Here is a 16,859-nt window from a genome sequence, read left to right as displayed (position 1 = left end):
ACTAGAATTTCCTTTCAATCACATAATCGAGCATAATGTGCAGCGACCTTTTTGCTTCGGAATCCGGAAATTCATTCAGAATATCTTTTGCTTTCTGCTGGAAATTTTTCATTACCGTAATGGCATAATCGAGGCCGCCGGAACTTTTAACAAAACTAATCAGTTCCTTCACCCGCTTCTGGTCGTTGTTGTAGCGTCTGATGGTATTAAAATAATACTTCCGGTCCTTTTCTTCCGCATTTTTTAAGGTATGAATCAGCGGAAGGGTCATTTTCTGCTCCTTTATATCTATTCCCACCGGCTTACCGATCACGTTGGAGGTAAGATAGTCGAAGAGGTCGTCTTTGATCTGAAAGGCCATCCCCGTATAGGTTCCGAAGTCCATCATTTTTTTGGCCAGCTGTTCGTCCGCATTGTTCGACAACACGCCGATTTCACAGCATGCAGCGATGAGAGTAGCTGTTTTCTGCCGGATGATTTCATAATATACATCTTCCGTAATATCCAGCTTCCTTGCTTTTTCCAGCTGAAGAAGCTCCCCTTCCGACATTTCGCGGATGGTCCTGGAAATCACACCCAGCAGATCGTAATCTTTATGATCCGTAGACAGCAGCACCGATTTCGACAGAAGGTAATCCCCTACCAAAACGGCAATTTTGTTCTTCCAAAGCGCATTGATAGAAAAGAAATTACGGCGTTTGAAGCTTTCATCCACCACATCATCATGGACCAGCGTCGCCGTATGAATCAGCTCGATCATGGAAGCACCGCGATAGGTTTTTTCATTGACTATCCCTACAAGCTTTGCACAGAGAAAGACAAACATCGGACGCATCTGCTTCCCCTTTGTCGTAACGATAAAACGGGTGACCTTATCCAATAAAGGCACTTTGCTCTGCATGGATTCATAAAACTTCTGCTCGAAAAGTTTCATTTCCTCATTGATCGGTCGCTTGATTTCTTCTACAGTGTTGGCCACAGTCTTTGAATGATGGATAAATTATTAATTCCCACAAAGATAATTTTTTTCAGGCAAATTCAAGGGAATTTAATTCCCGAGTTTATCTTTCGGGATAAAATAGAGGCTCTGTTTTCCGCCGCCTACCGGAGAATTGAATTTTTCCCCGGAAATATATATCCCGCTATCATCCACTGCTATGCCTTCAATCTGCCCGATCGCCAAGGCACTTCCGAGATAGTATCTCTTAGGATTTTCTTTAAAAAACATCCCGGCTTCTGTTTCGTTAAAAACCTCCAGAAATACCTCGGTCTTTTTGGTATAGCCGACCAGATAGAGTTTTTTATCGAAATAGGAAGCATCTGTCACCATAAAGCCGGTTTTGTAAGTTTCCGTTTTCCGGGCTCTCTGCTTTCCGGATATTTCCGGATCAATAAGATAATGGGTTGTTGATTTGGCGCCCCATTCTTTGGTAAAAAGATGGATCTTCCCATCCAAGTACGCCATGGCTTCCGCATCGAAATCGGTTTCGGAATATTTCGGGACGAATTCCTGCTGTTCGGGATATTCAAACGAAATCAGCAGAAGCGAATCTTTTGAGGAAGCTTCCATGGGCACTTTGTAGATCTCCAGGTCTTTCCGGGTTCCGCCGTTATTGCCGAAGTCGCCGATATAGAAATGAGTTCCATCGTTTGCCAAAGCTTCCCAGTCTTTATTTTTACCGTTAATTTTCAGAGTACTGATGATCTTGCCCGTTTTTTTGTCCAGTTCAAAAAGCTCCGGCGTATTGCCGCTGTCGTTGAAAGTATATAGTTTTCCGTTGATAAGGCTCAACCCCGAACTTTCTTTAATCCGGTTATCCAGATAGCCGACTCTGTATTTCCTGATTTTCAGCAGTGTGGATTGCTGGGAAAATGATAAAGTGGAAATAGCCAAGGCAATGATCACGAGTGTTTTTTTCATCGGATAAAGTATTATTTAAATATAAACGGGAAGATAATGACCAAAATTTGTTCCTACCTATGATCCGATGAGATTAAATTTATTGGATCTTAAACGGTATGTTAAAGCATTAAGGAATAACAGACCGTGTATGAAAATTTTTGCAGACCTGATGTTATCCTTTGTGGTCTCAATGAAAATCAAACCTTTTGACTGAGGAACTCACAGCCCTTACTAAAGCTTTGCGAAATCCATTGGGAGCCTTAGGATGACGTTACGCTGTCATTAGCCTGAACCTATTTAAGCCGATTTCTTTTGCTTTCCTTCCTTCTGTTTGTTTTTTCTTTCGAGGTAATCCTTTTGGTACTGCCTTACGGTTTTCCCGGTTCCGTCATGCCTCCATCCCGGCGAATTGAAAATATAATTAATACGGTCTGAAAGTTTCAGTCCCGGCTGTTTGATGTCTTTCCAGATTTTCCGCCATTCGTAGAAGAGAACGGTGTCCGGTTTGTTGTCCGGCATTTTAGGATAGATTCCATATTTTACAGGAACATTCGGGTCTTCCTTTTCGAAAGTTCCAAACATTTTATCCCAGATGATCAGGCACATTCCCATATTCCGGTCCAGGTATTTAATGTTGCAGGCATGATGTACCCGATGATGTGAAGGAGTAACCAGGATGTATTCCAGGATGCCCATGCTTTTTACGGTCTGCGTATGCACCCAGGTTCCGTATACCTGACCGATGGCGTATACCACCATGATATGCCACGGATCAAAGCCTAAAAAAGCCAACGGTGAAAAGTAGAGATACCGGTATAAAGGCTGGAGCACCGGGCTTCTGAAGCCGGTCGTCAGGTTAAAATATTCAGAATTGTGATGGGTAATATGAACGGCCCAGAAGGCTCTGGAATGATGATCCACATAATGCAGTACAAAATAGGCAAAATCGGTTACGACGAAACACAGCAGCCAGTACCAGAGGGTAAAGTCCCACGTAAAAAGCCTGTGGTTGTAAAAGAAAAACATCACTGCCATGGCAAAAGCCTTCATCACAAGATCAAGCCCGAAATTGAGCACCGCCAGAAAAATACTTGTTGCAACGTCTTTTCCGTTATACAGCTTGGCTTCAGAGATATGACTGTAAATCATTTCTGCCAAGATAATCGCAGCGAGGATCGGGATAGACCAAGCATATACACTTTCTAATCCGTCTTCACCTAAAAAGTAATCCACCATCACTTCAAATTTGTCCTGCAAATTTAAGGTTTTGAGAATTTGTTAAGAAAAATTTTTAATTTTTTTAATAAAAATTTAATCCGTTGTTTTATTGGCCAGCTGGCCGCAGGCTGCATCGATATCGCCTCCGCGGCTTTTTCTTACCACACAGACGATTCCGGCATTTTCAAGCTGACGGATATAATTTTCTTCCGCCTGCTTGTTGCATTGATCATATTTTCCATCGCCAATCGGATTATACTGGATGAGGTTCACTTTGGAAGGAACCTGCCTGCAGTATTTAATTAAAGCTTTGATGTCTTCATCACCGTCATTGATGCCTTTCCATACACAGTATTCAAAAGTAATAACCGAGCCTGTTTTTTTATACCAATACTGAAGGGATTCCATAATTTCCGTTAATGGGAACTTATCGGAAAACGGCATGATCTCGTTACGCTTGGATTCAATAGCCGAGTGCAGCGACAATGCCAATTTCACCTTCAGTTCTTCATCGGCCAGCATCTTTATCATTTTAGGAATTCCCGAAGTGGAAACGGTAATTCTCCTTGGTGACATGCCCAAACCTTCCGGCTGGGTAATCTTACGGATGGCTTCCACTACATTTTTGTAGTTCATCATCGGCTCGCCCATCCCCATAAAAACGATGTTGGAAAGCGGCCTGTCGAAATACATTTTGCTTTGGCTGTCGATCAGGGCCACCTGGTCCACAATTTCGGCTACTTCAAGATTTCTCATTCTCTTGAGCCTTGCCGTCGCGCAGAATTCGCAATTCAGGGAACATCCTACCTGAGACGAAACACAGGCTGTTGTTCTGGTTTCTGTAGGAATAAGAACGGATTCCACTAACAAACCGTCATGCAGTTTTACCCCATTTTTAATGGTTCCGTCCGTACTCTTCTGGAGCTGGTCCACCGAAACCGGATTAATGGTATATTCTTCGGCAATTCTTTCCCGAAGGGTTTTCGAAAGATTCGTCATTTCATCAATCGAATGAAGATTTTTACTCCACAGCCAGTCGTATACCTGCTTCGCGCGGAACGGTTTTTCTCCCAAAGAAGCAAAGTATTCTTTAAGCTGGTCAAGTGATAAAGTCCGGATATCTTTCATATATAGGTAAGAGCCAAGTTAAAAGTAAAAATTCAAAAGTTTTACAACTTTGTGTTGTTAACTATTGCTGCTAAAATATTTTTTAATTCAGCGCTTTCATTTAACAATAATTGAAATTCTTCTGAATTATAACTGTCTAAATTTTTTAAAATCCGAAGTCAGAAATTGCTTTCCCGAGATTCTCTTAAGGCAATTTTCACCTTATTTTTAAAATTAGCTTTCGAAGATCCTGCTTGTGATTCTTCATAATTTGCCCCTATCGAAGTGGCTGATTTTCCAAGTTAAAACCTAATTAATTTACTTTCAGGATCATTTGGCAGTATTCTTAAAAACTTAAGACAATTCACTCCAAACAAAAAAGTTCTTGTAAGTAAATCATTTTGTTTCATATTGTGTTCTTTAACTTTTTACCTTTAACCTGGCTCTTTTTACTTATTTTTTATAAAATTAACATCGCATCCCCGTACGAGTAGAATTTGTATTTTTCTTTTACGGCTTCTTCGTAAGCGTGCATGATGAAGTCTCTTCCTGCAAACGCTGCAATCATCATAATCAGGGTAGATTTCGGCGTGTGGAAGTTGGTGATCATACAGTTGGCTACTCCGAAATCGTGCGGCGGATAAATGAACTTATTCGTCCATCCGTGGAAAGCGGAAATTTTCTTATTGGAAGAAACGGAGGTTTCCAGGGTTCTCATCGTGGTGGTTCCTACTGCACAAACTCTTCTGTGAGCATCAACGGCATTATTGATGATCTGAGCATTTTTCTCATCTATGAAAATTTCCTCAGATTCCATTTTGTGCTTGGAAAGGTCTTCTACTTCAATCGGATTAAAGGTCCCCAATCCTACATGAAGGGTAACTTCAGCAAAATCAATCCCTTTTATTTCCAGTCTTTTCATCAGATGTCTTGAGAAGTGAAGTCCTGCGGTAGGAGCTGCAACGGCACCTTCTACTTTTGCATAGATTGTCTGATATCTTTCGGCATCTTCCGGCTCAACATCTCTTTTGATATATTTAGGAAGCGGCGTTTCGCCAAGTTCCTTCAGTTTGGCTCTGAATTCTTCATAAGAACCATCGAATAAGAATCTCAGGGTTCTTCCTCTTGAAGTGGTATTGTCGATAACCTCAGCCACCAGAGATTCGTCTTCCGTGAAGAATAATTTATTTCCGATTCTGATTTTTCTTGCAGGATCTACCAGAACGTCCCAAACACGCGTTTCCTTGTCTAGCTCTCTCAATAGGAAAACTTCGATTTTCGCTCCGGTTTTTTCTTTGTTTCCGTAAAGACGGGCCGGGAAAACTTTGGTATTGTTAAAGATAAAAAGATCTCCTTCGTCAAAATAGTCTACCACATCCTTGAAGAGTTTATGCTCAATCGTTTCGGTTTTTCTGTCCAAAACCATTAGTCTTGCTTCGTCTCTGTGTTCGGATGGGTGCTCTGCCAATAATTCTGCAGGAAGATCAAAATTAAAATCTGATGTTTTCATTTTTTAAATTACGGTTTAAAAATTACTGAAATTACAAGGTGTAATTTTCGGACTGCAAATATACGACATCGGACACCCCTTTGTCAAGTATTATTTAAACAGATGTTAAATTAATTTTAAATCGATTGAGAAACCGTTATTTCACGGGGATCGGTCCCCTTAAAAAACTATTTGTAGAAACCTAAAAACTTTAGACGTATCAGTAAATATTAAATCGCACAAACTTTACTGGTGACGCATGATACAACGGTTTTTAAGGATCCGGATGCTATACTCGGAAACCTCAGCTCTAAATTGAAAACCAATATTTTTTCAAAATCCTGATCGGAAAAAGCATCGGTTAAGAATTCCAGATGAATTTTTTGGGCTGTTTCCTTATTCGGCCGTATATGGAAATTTACAGGATGAAGAAATAATGATCATTATGTTGGGGAATAAGCTATTTCTGAAATTCATTAAAGAAATCATATTCTTTTATGATCAGCTTTTCAGGAAGCTTTAACAAGAAATCGACGTTTGTTATCTTGTATGAAATCTCTGAAGAATACCCTTCTGAATAATCTAATTTTATGTTTGTTATTATGTAATGATTAGAAGTAAGATCCAGATACTGTTTAATTTTATTTTTCATCTCATCTGTTTTGGAATGCTCAATGTACATTTCCAGATAATTAAACTTTGATTTTTCCAATGATACGATTGCAGTTAATCTTCTTTTTGTTTTCTTCTTATTTTTAAAAACGACAACCTCATAATGCAATGAATCAATTTGATTCACCTCTATAATTTCGTTCTTAGAAAAACTGTAATTTTTACTCTTACTGAAATCATTTGTATGAGTATATTCAAATATTACGGATCCTTTTGTTTCGGTTACTTTAAAAGAATGCCTCAAATACTTATCTTTATCATAGATTGAAGCTCTTAGCCTATTATCGTATTTTGCCAATTGTAAATAAACATTATTTCTAGTATCGTAAAAAGACGTAGATATTCGTTTCTCTTTATTTGGTTTTGTCTGATTTTCCTGGCTTTCTACTGAGTAATCAAAATGATATTCCTGGGAAAATATCCGCATACAGATGAAAATAAAGAATAGCGGTATTAGTTTTTTCATAAATATATTTTTATTTCCTTCCATGCTTCCAGTTTCTTTTCAAAAGAAACCGTGTGAAGCGGGCTGGTGGAAGGCAGTAAAAATACAGGAATTTTATAGTTTTTTCCTAAGATTTTCTGCAGATTTTTATACGATTTTCCACCGTTGCAGAAGACGGCTTTAATATTGGAATGGCTTTCCAGCAGCTCATCGATTCGGTTGGCTTCTTCGTTCCTAATCTCGGAATCGAGGCTCCCTTTTCTTTCGCAGGAATCGATGACATCCCAAAGCGCAATATGGTGCTTCTTTAGGACCTGAATTCTTTCAGCATAATCCTCCGCGAAATCCTCATTCAGCAATTCAAATATAATTTTCCAGAATTTGTTTTGCGGGTGGCCGTAATACTGCTGCTTTTCAAGGGATTTCACACCGGGAATCGAGCCTAAGATCAGGATTTTGGAATCATTATCGATGACGGGCGCAAAGGATGAAATTCTATTTGACATAACGATTATAATTTGGGGCTAAAGCCGTTTTCTTAAATGAACAAAAAGCGGGCTAAAAGCCCGCTCCTGTTGATATTGTTATCTTTATACGATGTAATTCATCCATGTGAATTATAATGTTTCTTTTAACCAATCGAAGAACTCTCTCTGCCAAACCAATCCGTTCTGCGGGTGAAGTACCCAGTGGTTTTCGTTCGGGAAATACACCAGCTTGGATTTCAGTCCGCGGAGTTGTGCTGCCTGGAAAGCTTCCTGACCCTGCTCGTAAGGCACACGGTAATCGATTCCGCCCTGTACGATCATGATTGGTTTGTTCCATTTGTCTACAAAATTGCTCGGATTGAATTCCGTGTATGCTTTCGGCAAAGGTTTTTCCCACGGTGAGCCCAGGTCCCAATTGGCAAACCATAATTCTTCGGTCGTCAGGTACCAGGATTTCATATCAAACAGTCCGTCGTGTGCGATGAACGTCTTGAAACGGTTCTGGTGAATTCCGGCCAGCATGAATACGCTGTATCCTCCGTAGCTCGCTCCTACCGCTGCCACCCTGTTTCCGTCAACATACGGTAATGTTTTAGCATAATCCGTTGCAGCCAGGTAATCGCGCATCGGCTGTCCGCCCCAGTCTCTTGAAATTTCTTCATTCCATTTCGTTCCCCAGCCCGGCATTCCTCTTCTGTTCGGGGCCACAACGATGTAGCCGTTGGCTGCCATTAAAGCAAAGTTCCACCTTGTGCTGAAAAACTGGGTAAGCGCAGATTGCGGACCACCCTGACAATACACCAGGGTAGGATATTTTTTATTCGGATCGAAGTTGGGCGGATAATGGAACCACACCCCCATTTCTTTACCGTCGGAAGTCTTTACCATCTTCAGCTCAGATTTTCCCTTGGCCAATTGGGCATATATTTCTTTATTGGCTTCCGTTACCTGCTTCATCTCTCCGTTTTTAACGTTTACTGCAAACAGATCGGTCGCATGATTGATATCAGTTCGTCCTACCACAAGCGAATTTTTCTGATCGGCAAATATTTCATTCACATCAAATTCACCTTTGGTAATCTGCTGAACTTTCGCATTTTTAGGATCTAAGGAAAAAAGCTGCTTCGTCCCTCGGAAAGCTGCCGTAAAATAGATCATTTTAGAATCTCCGCTCCAGAAAACGTCACCGGAAACGCTTTCGTCCCAGCCGGCTGTAAGATTGGTGATTTTCCCTGATTTCCAGTCCATGATCTTCACGTCATTTTTATCCGCTTCATAACCGTCTCTGGCCATACTCTGCCACACCAGAGATTTCCCGTCGGGGCTAAATTTAGGATTGACATCATATCCTTTGTTGGCTTCCGTTAGATTCTTTGTCGTTCCCGAAGCCAGATCATAAGCAAAAATATCCGTATTGGTGCTTGTCGCATATTCTTTGCCGCTTTTCGGCTTGGTTACATATAAAAGCTGTGAAGAATCAGGACTCCAGATGAAATCTTCCGCTCCCCCGAAAGGCCGTTGCGGCGAATCCCACATTTTCCCTTCCAAAAGGTCTTTGGCAGCCTCTGCCTTTTCAGAAACACTGACTACGAAAACATGATTGTATTTTCCTTCATTAAAGTAATCCCAGTGCCGGTGGTTAAGGTCGGTGTATACCTGGGCCGTGGTTTTAGGCGTGTCGGGATATTTGTCTTTTCCCATTACCTTTTCCATCAGCACCTGTTTGCTGAATGCCACTTTTTTACCATCCGGAGAAATCACGATATTATCAGCTTCTCCAATGGTATAAAATTCCGTCCATGTTTTTCCGCTGTCTTTGGAGAGGAATATATTGTCTCCTTCCTGCGCATAGATTCCGTTTTTATCCCACTGGATCAGGGATTTTTTACCCAGATCTATTTTAGTGGACTGGTGATTGAGAACATTCAGGAAATAGTTCTCATTTTTGGTCTTTTCTGTTTTGAGATCTACCTGTCCTACTTTATAGATAAGTGAAGAATGATCCGGAGAAACGGCCTGTACACCCACTTTTTTCAAAGTCCACAGGATTTCAGGCGTCATTAGTTGTTGTGCATTCATTAAAAGCGGAGCTGCCATAGCGAGCAGGCTGTACTTAAGTTTCATATGTTGATATTCATTTTTACGGCCCATCAAGCTTCAGGAATTGCAGGCCTTATTCAGTTCAAAGATTGCCAAAGTTAATTATTTAAAATAAAACAGGAAGCGGGAATCGGGATTAATTTATCAGAAGGCTGGAAGAAGGATGCTGGATGCAGGAATTTTTACAGTCAATATCAAAAAATAAGTATCCTAAGTCTGAATGGAATTGTTCGATATCCGGTCAATAAAATTTCTTTCCAGATCGGATTTAAATACCCGAAACTTTTCACCTTACTAACTTACTGAAAATAAGATGTAAAGACTAAACCTAACAGATTTCGAAAACCCGTTAGGTTTATTAAACCCGGTTCCTGAATTTTGAAAATGATGATTTGATCCGTCCAAAAAAAGAACGAACCGAAGTTCGTCCAAGTTGATTGATATGTAACCTTTGTTTGATTGATTCTAATCTTTATCTGAAAACATAGAATTAGCAAGCGAAGTAACAACAGATAACAGGATGCTGAAAATAAGGGCCCATAAAAATCCGTTGACTTCCATACTGTCGATGAAATAATCCGCGATCAGAATGATGATCGCATTGATGACCAACGTAAATAAACCCAATGTAACAATCGTAAGCGGCAATCCCAGAAGATTCAGCACCGGTTTTACAAATAAGTTCAGGAGTCCGAGAACGATGGAAAAGATGATCGCCCCTCCAAATCCGGAAAACTGCACGCCCGGTAAAATCCAGGTAAGCAGATAGGCTACTATAGCGGTTACCAGCAGGCGGATGATGAGATTCATACTTTTGATTTTTATTGTTGATCAGGTGTTGGGCAACAAAATGCATTCCATTTCCTAGTGAAATTTAATATTCGTCGGGTTGAATGGAACAAATGTTGGCTGGTTGTTGAAATTATGGCTTCTGTTATTGCATTCTCTTCAATAATTCGATTGCCTTTCAGTCATCGGGTTGCACCCGATCCTGTTTTAAGCCGCCCCTTTGGGGCTCGATAATTGTTGAATTTGGATGAAATTCTTTCTGCTGTTATTTGATGGTATTGAACATCAATCATCGGGACACGCCCAATCCTGTTTTAAGCCGCCCCTTTGGGGCTCGATAATTGTTGAATTTGGATGAAATTCTTTCTGATGTTATTTGATGGTATTGAACATCAATCATCGGGACACGCCCAATCCTGTTTTAAGCCGCCCTTTTGGGGCTCGATAATTGTTGAATTTGGCTGAAATTCTTTCTGATGTTATTTGATGGTATTGAACATCAATCATCGGGACACGCCCAATCCTGTTTTAAGCCGCCCCTTTGGGGCTCGATAATTGTTGAATTTGGCTGAAATTCTTCCTGTTGTTATTTGATGGTATTAAACACCAATCATCGGGTTGCACCCGATTCTGTTTTAAGCCGCCCCTTTGGGGCTGGGAAATTTCTGAAGAGATGTTTTAATATTTAAGACTAATCGAGCAATGCTGACAAAACAACTTCCAGCACCCAGCATCCATCTTCCAGCCTACCTTTACTTTATTTTCATCATCGTTACCAGGGAAGTCGCTACATGGCTTTCAGATTCTCCTTTTTCATCCACCGTATAAATTTCCGTCCGGATCACACTGATCTTCGCACCGCCTTTCACCACATAAGATTTGGAAACCAACGCATCGCCAATGGCCGGCCTGAGATAATTGACTTTCAGTTCGACTGTTACCACATAGCAGTCTTCTTCATAATGGCTGACGGCGGCATAACCTGAAGAAACATCCACCAATGAAGCGATCATAGCCCCGTTAAACATTCCTGCTTTCCGGGTCATCAACTCCATTTTCGGGATTTTCATCGAGATAAAGTCGGTTTCCGCTTCCAGGAGTTCGGCTTTATAGAATTTTAAAGTTTCGGAACGGTTGAAGCTGTCCGTAATCAGCTGCTTTTTTTCTGGGGTCATATTTCCGGTTTGTTACAAATGTAGCGCAATGAGGAAAATCATGAAAATTTTTTGATGAGAAAAAGTGGAGTCGGAATACGCAAAGTCGCAATTTTTTTTAATACTTTGCGTGAAAGGTCGCAAGGATTTTATCTTTGATAAAATTGAAGGCCGCTTATTTTGAAAAGAAAAATTTCAGAGATTAGTTTTAGCGGTATGAAAATTTGACTTCTTCAAATTTTTTGCGCCTTTTCCCGCAACACATTTCGGAAACGTTTGCACCATTGCGCTTTCCAACAATGTATTTGGATGAAAGACACAAAACGTAAAACGGTCTTTTATCTTTAAGGCTCCTTTATAAATTCAATAACATCTTTACTGAGCTCTTCCGCCCTTTCAACAGGAACCCCGTGAGAAGCACCTTTATAGATCTTTAGCTTTGAATGCGGAATTTCTTTGGCGATGTATTCGGTGTGGAAACGGAGGATGAGGTCGTTTTCTCCGGCCGCTACGAGAACTTTGGCTTTGATTTGGTTAAGCTGCCCTTTCGTAATCTTAGGTTCATCAATCATCAGCTGGAGAAGGCGGATTTCACTTTGGGGTTTCTGCTGTGCGATTTTTTCAGCCACTTCATTTTTCATCGACTGCACTTCGTTTTCCCCAACTCCTGCAGGAAAGACATTGGCCCCGCTGGTAATAATCTTATTTACCCGGCCAGGATATTTAATGGCAAACTCAAGTGCGGTATTTCCGCCATCACTCCATCCGAGAATGTTGATTTTCTTCAATTTCAATTCATCAGCCAGCATTTTTACATCGTCCGCGAATTTCCTGTAGGTCAACGGTTCTTTGGAAGCATCCGTACTTTTTCCCTGTCCTCGAGAATCCATCGCAATAATCATGAAATGTTTTGAAAGGATCGGAATTTCTTTGGCAAAGGCATCGATGCTGCCTCCGTTTCCGTGAAGCAGGAACAGGGGTTTTCCTCTTCCGTAGACTTCGTAATAAATGTCAGCGTCTTTCAGATGCAGGATTTTTCCGGCAGCGGGATTTTTTCCGAAATTCTGGTTTTGTGCAAAGCCGAGGGTATACATCAAAAAGAGGAACAGTCCTGTTATTTTTTTCATGCTGTTAAAATTTTAGCTGAGATTAAAGGTAGGAAATTTACCCGTATTAATCCTGTAATATAGAGGCGAAAGAAAAATTTACCCAAGAGTTACAACAAACTTTTCATCCATGGACAAAATACCTTCAGAAAGGGTTTCCGGATGAGTCGTAAAGCCTTTCAGTTTTGAACTTTTCCCTTTTACGACCAGGTCCATCAATTGTTTATCCGACAGCTTTTTACCGAAGATTTCAAAGGATACTTTGAATCCGCAGTTTTTGAAATCGGAACAGCCGACTGCGGTTTTTCCTTTCAGCAGATGGTGTTGTCTGCATTTCGGGCATTGGGTTTCCTCCCAGGCTGCCAGTTCTTTTTTTACCGCCGGCTCCCGTTTTTTCTTTTCTTTAACGATCTCCGTTTTTTCTTCTTCCAGGGAAATTACCTTTCCTTTTCCGTCCACCACCTTTTTGGTAAGTTCCGTCACCATCTGGATCAGCTCTTCCTTAAACTGGTTGGCTTCGTACTGACCACTTTCAATTCTGCGGAGCTTGGATTCCCATTCTCCGGTAAGTTCAGGGCTTTTCAGCAGTTCGTCTTCAATGGTGTCGATCAGCTGGATTCCGGTTTGGGTTGCGATCAGGTTTTTCCTTTTCTTTTCGATGTATTTCCGTTTGAAAAGGGTTTCGATAATATTAGCCCGGGTCGACGGCCTTCCGATCCCGTTGTTTTTGAGCATTTCGCGGAGTTCTTCATCTTCCACCTGTCTTCCGGCCGTTTCCATGGCTCTCAGAAGAGTTGCTTCGGTATATGGTTTCGGCGGCGACGTTTTTCCCTGGTGGATCATCGGATCGTGCGGTCCGGTTTCACCCACAATAAATTCAGGGATGGTCTGTTCCTCCTCCTTTTCTTTTTCCTTGTCGGTGGTTTCTTCTTTCGGCTCTTTGGCATACACGGCTCTCCAGCCCTGTTCCAAAACCTGCCTTCCGCTGGTTTTAAAAGGGATGGTTTCTACTTTTCCTTCCACCAGGGTATTGGAGATCTTACATTCCGGATAAAAAACGGCAATAAAACGTTTGGCTACCAAATCATATACGAGCTTTTCCTCACGGCTCAGATTCTGGGACGGCGGAACTTCCGTCGGGATAATCGCGTGGTGGTCGGTAACTTTCGTATCATCGAAAACCGCCTTCGATTTCGGGATCGGGGCTTCCAGCAACGGCGCGATCAGCTCCTGGTAGAAATACATCTTCCGGAGAATGCCGTCTATTTTAGGATGCAGGCTTTCGGATAGGTAGGTCGTATCCACACGCGGATAGGTCACATGCTTTTTCTCGTATAAGCTCTGAATATAGTTCAGCGTATTTTCTGCAGAATAGCCGTATTTCTTATTGGCTTCTACCTGAAGTGCCGTTAGATCAAAAAGTCTCGGATTTTTTTCCCGGCCTTCTTTAATTTCAAACGAAACGATTTCAAAAGGATTCTGCTTCAGATATTCCAGCCCTTTTTCCGCGCGCTCCAGGGTTTTAAGACGGTCAATGGCCGCATTGAAAATGACGTCGCGGTATTTGGTTTTGAGTTCCCAGTATTCTTCGGTGGTAAAAGCGTCAATCTCTTTCTGCCGCTGCACCAGCATGGCCAGCGTAGGCGTCTGCACCCTTCCGATGGAAAGGACGGCTTTGTTTCCGCCGAATTTTTTTGTAAAAAGACGCGTGGCGTTGATGCCCAGCAACCAGTCGCCGATCGCTCTGGCATTTCCCGCGAGGTACAAATTTTTATATTCTTCCGCCGGCTTTAAATTTGAAAAGCCTTCTTTAATCGCCTCTTCGGTCAGGGATGAAATCCACAGCCGCTGTACCGGCTTGTTGCATTTGGCTTTCTGCAATACCCACCGCTGGATCAGTTCCCCTTCCTGCCCGGCATCCCCGCAATTGATCACCTCATTACATTCTTCCACCAGCTTTTCAATGACTTTAAATTGATTTTCAACGCCTTTGTTCGGAATTAATTTGATCCCAAAATTAGGAGGAATGATCGGCAGCAGGAAAAGATTCCAGGATTTGTACTGCGGACCGTAATCATGCGGTTCCTTGAGGGTGCAGAGGTGCCCGAATGTCCACGTCACGCAATAGCCGTTTCCTTCCATATAGCCCTGCTTGGGCGTCGTCGCGCCCAATACTTTGGCAATATCTCTGGCAACACTGGGTTTTTCGGCAATACAAAGTTTCATGAAGTTCTCGGGATTTTGAAGAGGGCAAAAATCGGGAATTTTTTTGGAATTTGCTAATTTGTTAAAATTGCTCATTAACTGCCAACCAAAACTGACAATTTATCATATCTTTATTTCCTCTTCAAATGTCTGCTCATTGCTGTAAAAACAACATGCTTTCTTTTTAGAATCTGATTTATAAATACTATTCCCGAAATACAAGATTTTTGCTAATGCATGAAAAAGAAAAGCTTCCTTTGAAAGAAAGCCTTACCAACATTTAGGTATTTTATTTTTCATTGATGGTATGAGCTGTACATTCCTTCCAACAACAGTCAGATTTCTTATTTCACCATCGGCACATCCATCAAAAGAATCTCCGTATTCTCCGAAGTCACTTTGATTTTTAAGTCAGAAATCCCGCTGATGCCGAAACCGTCTTTGGCTCCTAAGTGTTCGCCGTCAATTTCCGCGCTTCCTTTAATGATGAAGGCATAGACTCCGTTTCCTTCTTTTTTAATCTCGTAAAGAGTTTCCGTATGATTTTCAAAATATCCCAGGTGAAACCAGGCCTCCTGATAGATCCAGATTCCGTCGTCTTCGGGATCAGGCGAAAGGATTTGCTGGAAGCGGTTCTTACTTTTGGCCGGGTCCAGCGTCATCTGGTCGTATCTTGGCGTAACGTTTCTTTGATTCGGGTAGATCCATATCTGCAGGAATTTCCCGAAACCGCTTCCTTCCTTGCCGAATTCGCTGTGCATCACGCCGGTTCCGGCACTCATCACCTGCACATCGCCGCCTTTTATTTCGGTCCGGTTCCCAAGGTTATCTTCATGAATCAGCGTTCCTTCCAGGGCGATGCTGATGATCTCCATATTGTCGTGGGGATGGGTCCCGAAACCTTTTCCGGCTTCTATGGAATCATCGTTTAAAACCCTTAAAGCCCCGAAGCGGATGCGTTCAGGATCATAAAATTCGCTAAAGCTGAAGGTTTTTTCACCGGAAACCCAGCCCATATCCGTGATTCCTCCGGAACCGGCACGGTGAACAACCCTTTTTTCAGGATCTCTGCGCTCAGCATAAAGTTCTTCCACTTCACTGCGCAGCAGGCCGCTTCCGCCACCGTAATGTTCGATCACGTTAACCTTTTTATCCAGATTTTTACAGAAAGCTTTGATGTCTTTTTCAAACCGGTCTTCCAGTCCGGAACTCAGCAGTACAATATCCACTTCATGGGTGGTGATAAAATCCCGGCTTTGCTCTTCATCAATAAGAATATTTGCATTCCAGCCTTCATTTTTTTCAATCACCCTTTTCAGGGTATCCAATATTTCCTGGTTCTTTCCGATCACTAAGAAGTTCAATTTTTTCATTTGATTTTAATTAAAGGTTAAAGGTGGTGTGAAACAGTACTGTTTTTTTTAACATTTTAAATTAATTTTAACGCAAAGCCCACAAAGCTCTTTTTTAATGCTGAATGTTTTCTAGGTTCACAAAGCCGTAAACTCATAAAAGCTCACTGAGTTTTTTTAATATGTTCCGGTTTAAAAACAGTTTCGTCATTCGGACCATTTCCTACATCTGTTCTTTCAGCCAAACATCGTTGTATTCATCGGGATGCCTTTTGAACTGTGCATGAACGTACGGACAGAGCGGAACAATTTTCAGATGATGCTCCCTCGCATAGCCTACCAGTTTTTCAAGAAGGATCTTCGCAAAGCCCCGGCCTTCAAATTCTTCATTCACTTCCGTATGATACACGGTAAGCTTATCGCCGATTACTGAAATATCCATTTTCCCGGCTTTTTTATCATCTGAGAAAAGCTGAATTTCCCCTCTTACGTTTCCTAAAACAACTTCCGTTCTTTCCATAATTCTGATTTTAATGTTACCGTAAAATTAAGCGGTTTAAAATTTCCAGGTCATGATCTATGATAATTTTTTATTTTTTTAAAGAATCCGTCATCAACAGCAAAAACTCAGAATCCGGCCGTATTTATAATTAAGTCTGGAAGACCTTTCATTTCTTTTTAAAAATTAAAACCTTAATTATCAATCAATTAAATACAACAATCAGAATTCACTACAAAAAAGTCTACTTTTTTAGTAGACTAATAGAAATTTATGCCTTATATTTGCAACCGTAATCAGACAAAGAAATAAAATGAAGTCAGTATTCAGAA

At 41.3% G+C, this 16,859-nt stretch carries 15 protein-coding genes; all 15 read right to left on the bottom strand.

Annotated features, from left to right (window positions below):
* Position 1 precedes the first annotated feature (1 nt).
* On the bottom strand, positions 2 to 979 hold the full coding sequence (locus tag ACED20_RS00250) for a polyprenyl synthetase family protein (protein ID WP_294198952.1): 978 nt from the start codon (positions 977 to 979) through the stop codon (positions 2 to 4).
* 69 nt (positions 980 to 1,048) lie between these two features.
* A complete protein-coding gene (locus ACED20_RS00245; protein WP_378103235.1) occupies positions 1,049 to 1,921 on the bottom strand; it encodes a hypothetical protein in 873 nt (290 codons plus the stop codon).
* 279 nt (positions 1,922 to 2,200) lie between these two features.
* Complete coding sequence (locus ACED20_RS00240; RefSeq protein ID WP_294198970.1) at positions 2,201 to 3,139, bottom strand: sterol desaturase family protein; 939 nt, start codon at positions 3,137 to 3,139, stop codon at positions 2,201 to 2,203.
* A gap of 75 nt (positions 3,140 to 3,214) precedes the next feature.
* Positions 3,215 to 4,249, bottom strand: a complete 1,035-nt coding sequence (gene rlmN, locus ACED20_RS00235) for a 23S rRNA (adenine(2503)-C(2))-methyltransferase RlmN (RefSeq protein ID WP_294198954.1) — start codon at positions 4,247 to 4,249, stop codon at positions 3,215 to 3,217.
* A 158-nt stretch (positions 4,250 to 4,407) separates the two neighbouring features.
* A complete protein-coding gene (locus tag ACED20_RS00230) occupies positions 4,408 to 4,509 on the bottom strand; it encodes a hypothetical protein (protein WP_378103310.1) in 102 nt (33 codons plus the stop codon).
* 179 nt (positions 4,510 to 4,688) lie between these two features.
* On the bottom strand, positions 4,689 to 5,738 hold the full coding sequence (queA, locus tag ACED20_RS00225; protein WP_294198956.1) for a tRNA preQ1(34) S-adenosylmethionine ribosyltransferase-isomerase QueA: 1,050 nt from the start codon (positions 5,736 to 5,738) through the stop codon (positions 4,689 to 4,691).
* Between the two features lie 439 nt (positions 5,739 to 6,177).
* Positions 6,178 to 6,855 (bottom strand): hypothetical protein, encoded by a 678-nt coding sequence (locus ACED20_RS00220; protein ID WP_295220593.1) that lies wholly within the window; start codon positions 6,853 to 6,855, stop codon positions 6,178 to 6,180.
* The gene (locus ACED20_RS00215) at positions 6,852 to 7,340 is read right to left on the bottom strand and encodes a DNA-deoxyinosine glycosylase (protein WP_294229488.1); all 489 of its coding nucleotides are present in this window, start codon (positions 7,338 to 7,340) and stop codon (positions 6,852 to 6,854) included. The genes ACED20_RS00220 and ACED20_RS00215 overlap by 4 nt, the downstream gene beginning before the upstream one ends.
* 111 nt (positions 7,341 to 7,451) lie before the next feature.
* Positions 7,452 to 9,446, bottom strand: a complete 1,995-nt coding sequence (locus tag ACED20_RS00210) for a S9 family peptidase (protein WP_378103234.1) — start codon at positions 9,444 to 9,446, stop codon at positions 7,452 to 7,454.
* A 441-nt stretch (positions 9,447 to 9,887) separates the two neighbouring features.
* Positions 9,888 to 10,232: a phage holin family protein gene (locus tag ACED20_RS00205; protein WP_294229493.1), complete on the bottom strand. Its 345-nt coding sequence runs from the start codon at positions 10,230 to 10,232 to the stop codon at positions 9,888 to 9,890.
* Between the two features lie 731 nt (positions 10,233 to 10,963).
* Positions 10,964 to 11,386, bottom strand: a complete 423-nt coding sequence (locus tag ACED20_RS00200; RefSeq protein WP_294312617.1) for a PaaI family thioesterase — start codon at positions 11,384 to 11,386, stop codon at positions 10,964 to 10,966.
* 323 nt (positions 11,387 to 11,709) lie between these two features.
* Entirely contained in the window at positions 11,710 to 12,492 is a 783-nt protein-coding gene (locus tag ACED20_RS00195) for an alpha/beta fold hydrolase (RefSeq protein ID WP_378103233.1), read from the bottom strand.
* A 78-nt stretch (positions 12,493 to 12,570) separates the two neighbouring features.
* On the bottom strand, positions 12,571 to 14,697 hold the full coding sequence (locus ACED20_RS00190; protein WP_378103232.1) for a DNA topoisomerase 3: 2,127 nt from the start codon (positions 14,695 to 14,697) through the stop codon (positions 12,571 to 12,573).
* A 323-nt stretch (positions 14,698 to 15,020) separates the two neighbouring features.
* On the bottom strand, positions 15,021 to 16,049 hold the full coding sequence (locus tag ACED20_RS00185; RefSeq protein ID WP_345766031.1) for a pirin family protein: 1,029 nt from the start codon (positions 16,047 to 16,049) through the stop codon (positions 15,021 to 15,023).
* 202 nt (positions 16,050 to 16,251) lie between these two features.
* Positions 16,252 to 16,548, bottom strand: coding sequence for a GNAT family N-acetyltransferase (locus tag ACED20_RS00180; protein WP_294264105.1), 297 nt, complete (start codon positions 16,546 to 16,548; stop codon positions 16,252 to 16,254).
* Between the last annotated feature and the right edge of the window lie 311 nt (positions 16,549 to 16,859).

The organism is Chryseobacterium sp. sg2396 (assembly GCF_042610505.1).
Classification (GTDB): domain Bacteria; phylum Bacteroidota; class Bacteroidia; order Flavobacteriales; family Weeksellaceae; genus Chryseobacterium.
Note: the sequence above shows the minus strand (reverse complement) of the source record. Positions and strands in the feature narration are given on the sequence as shown.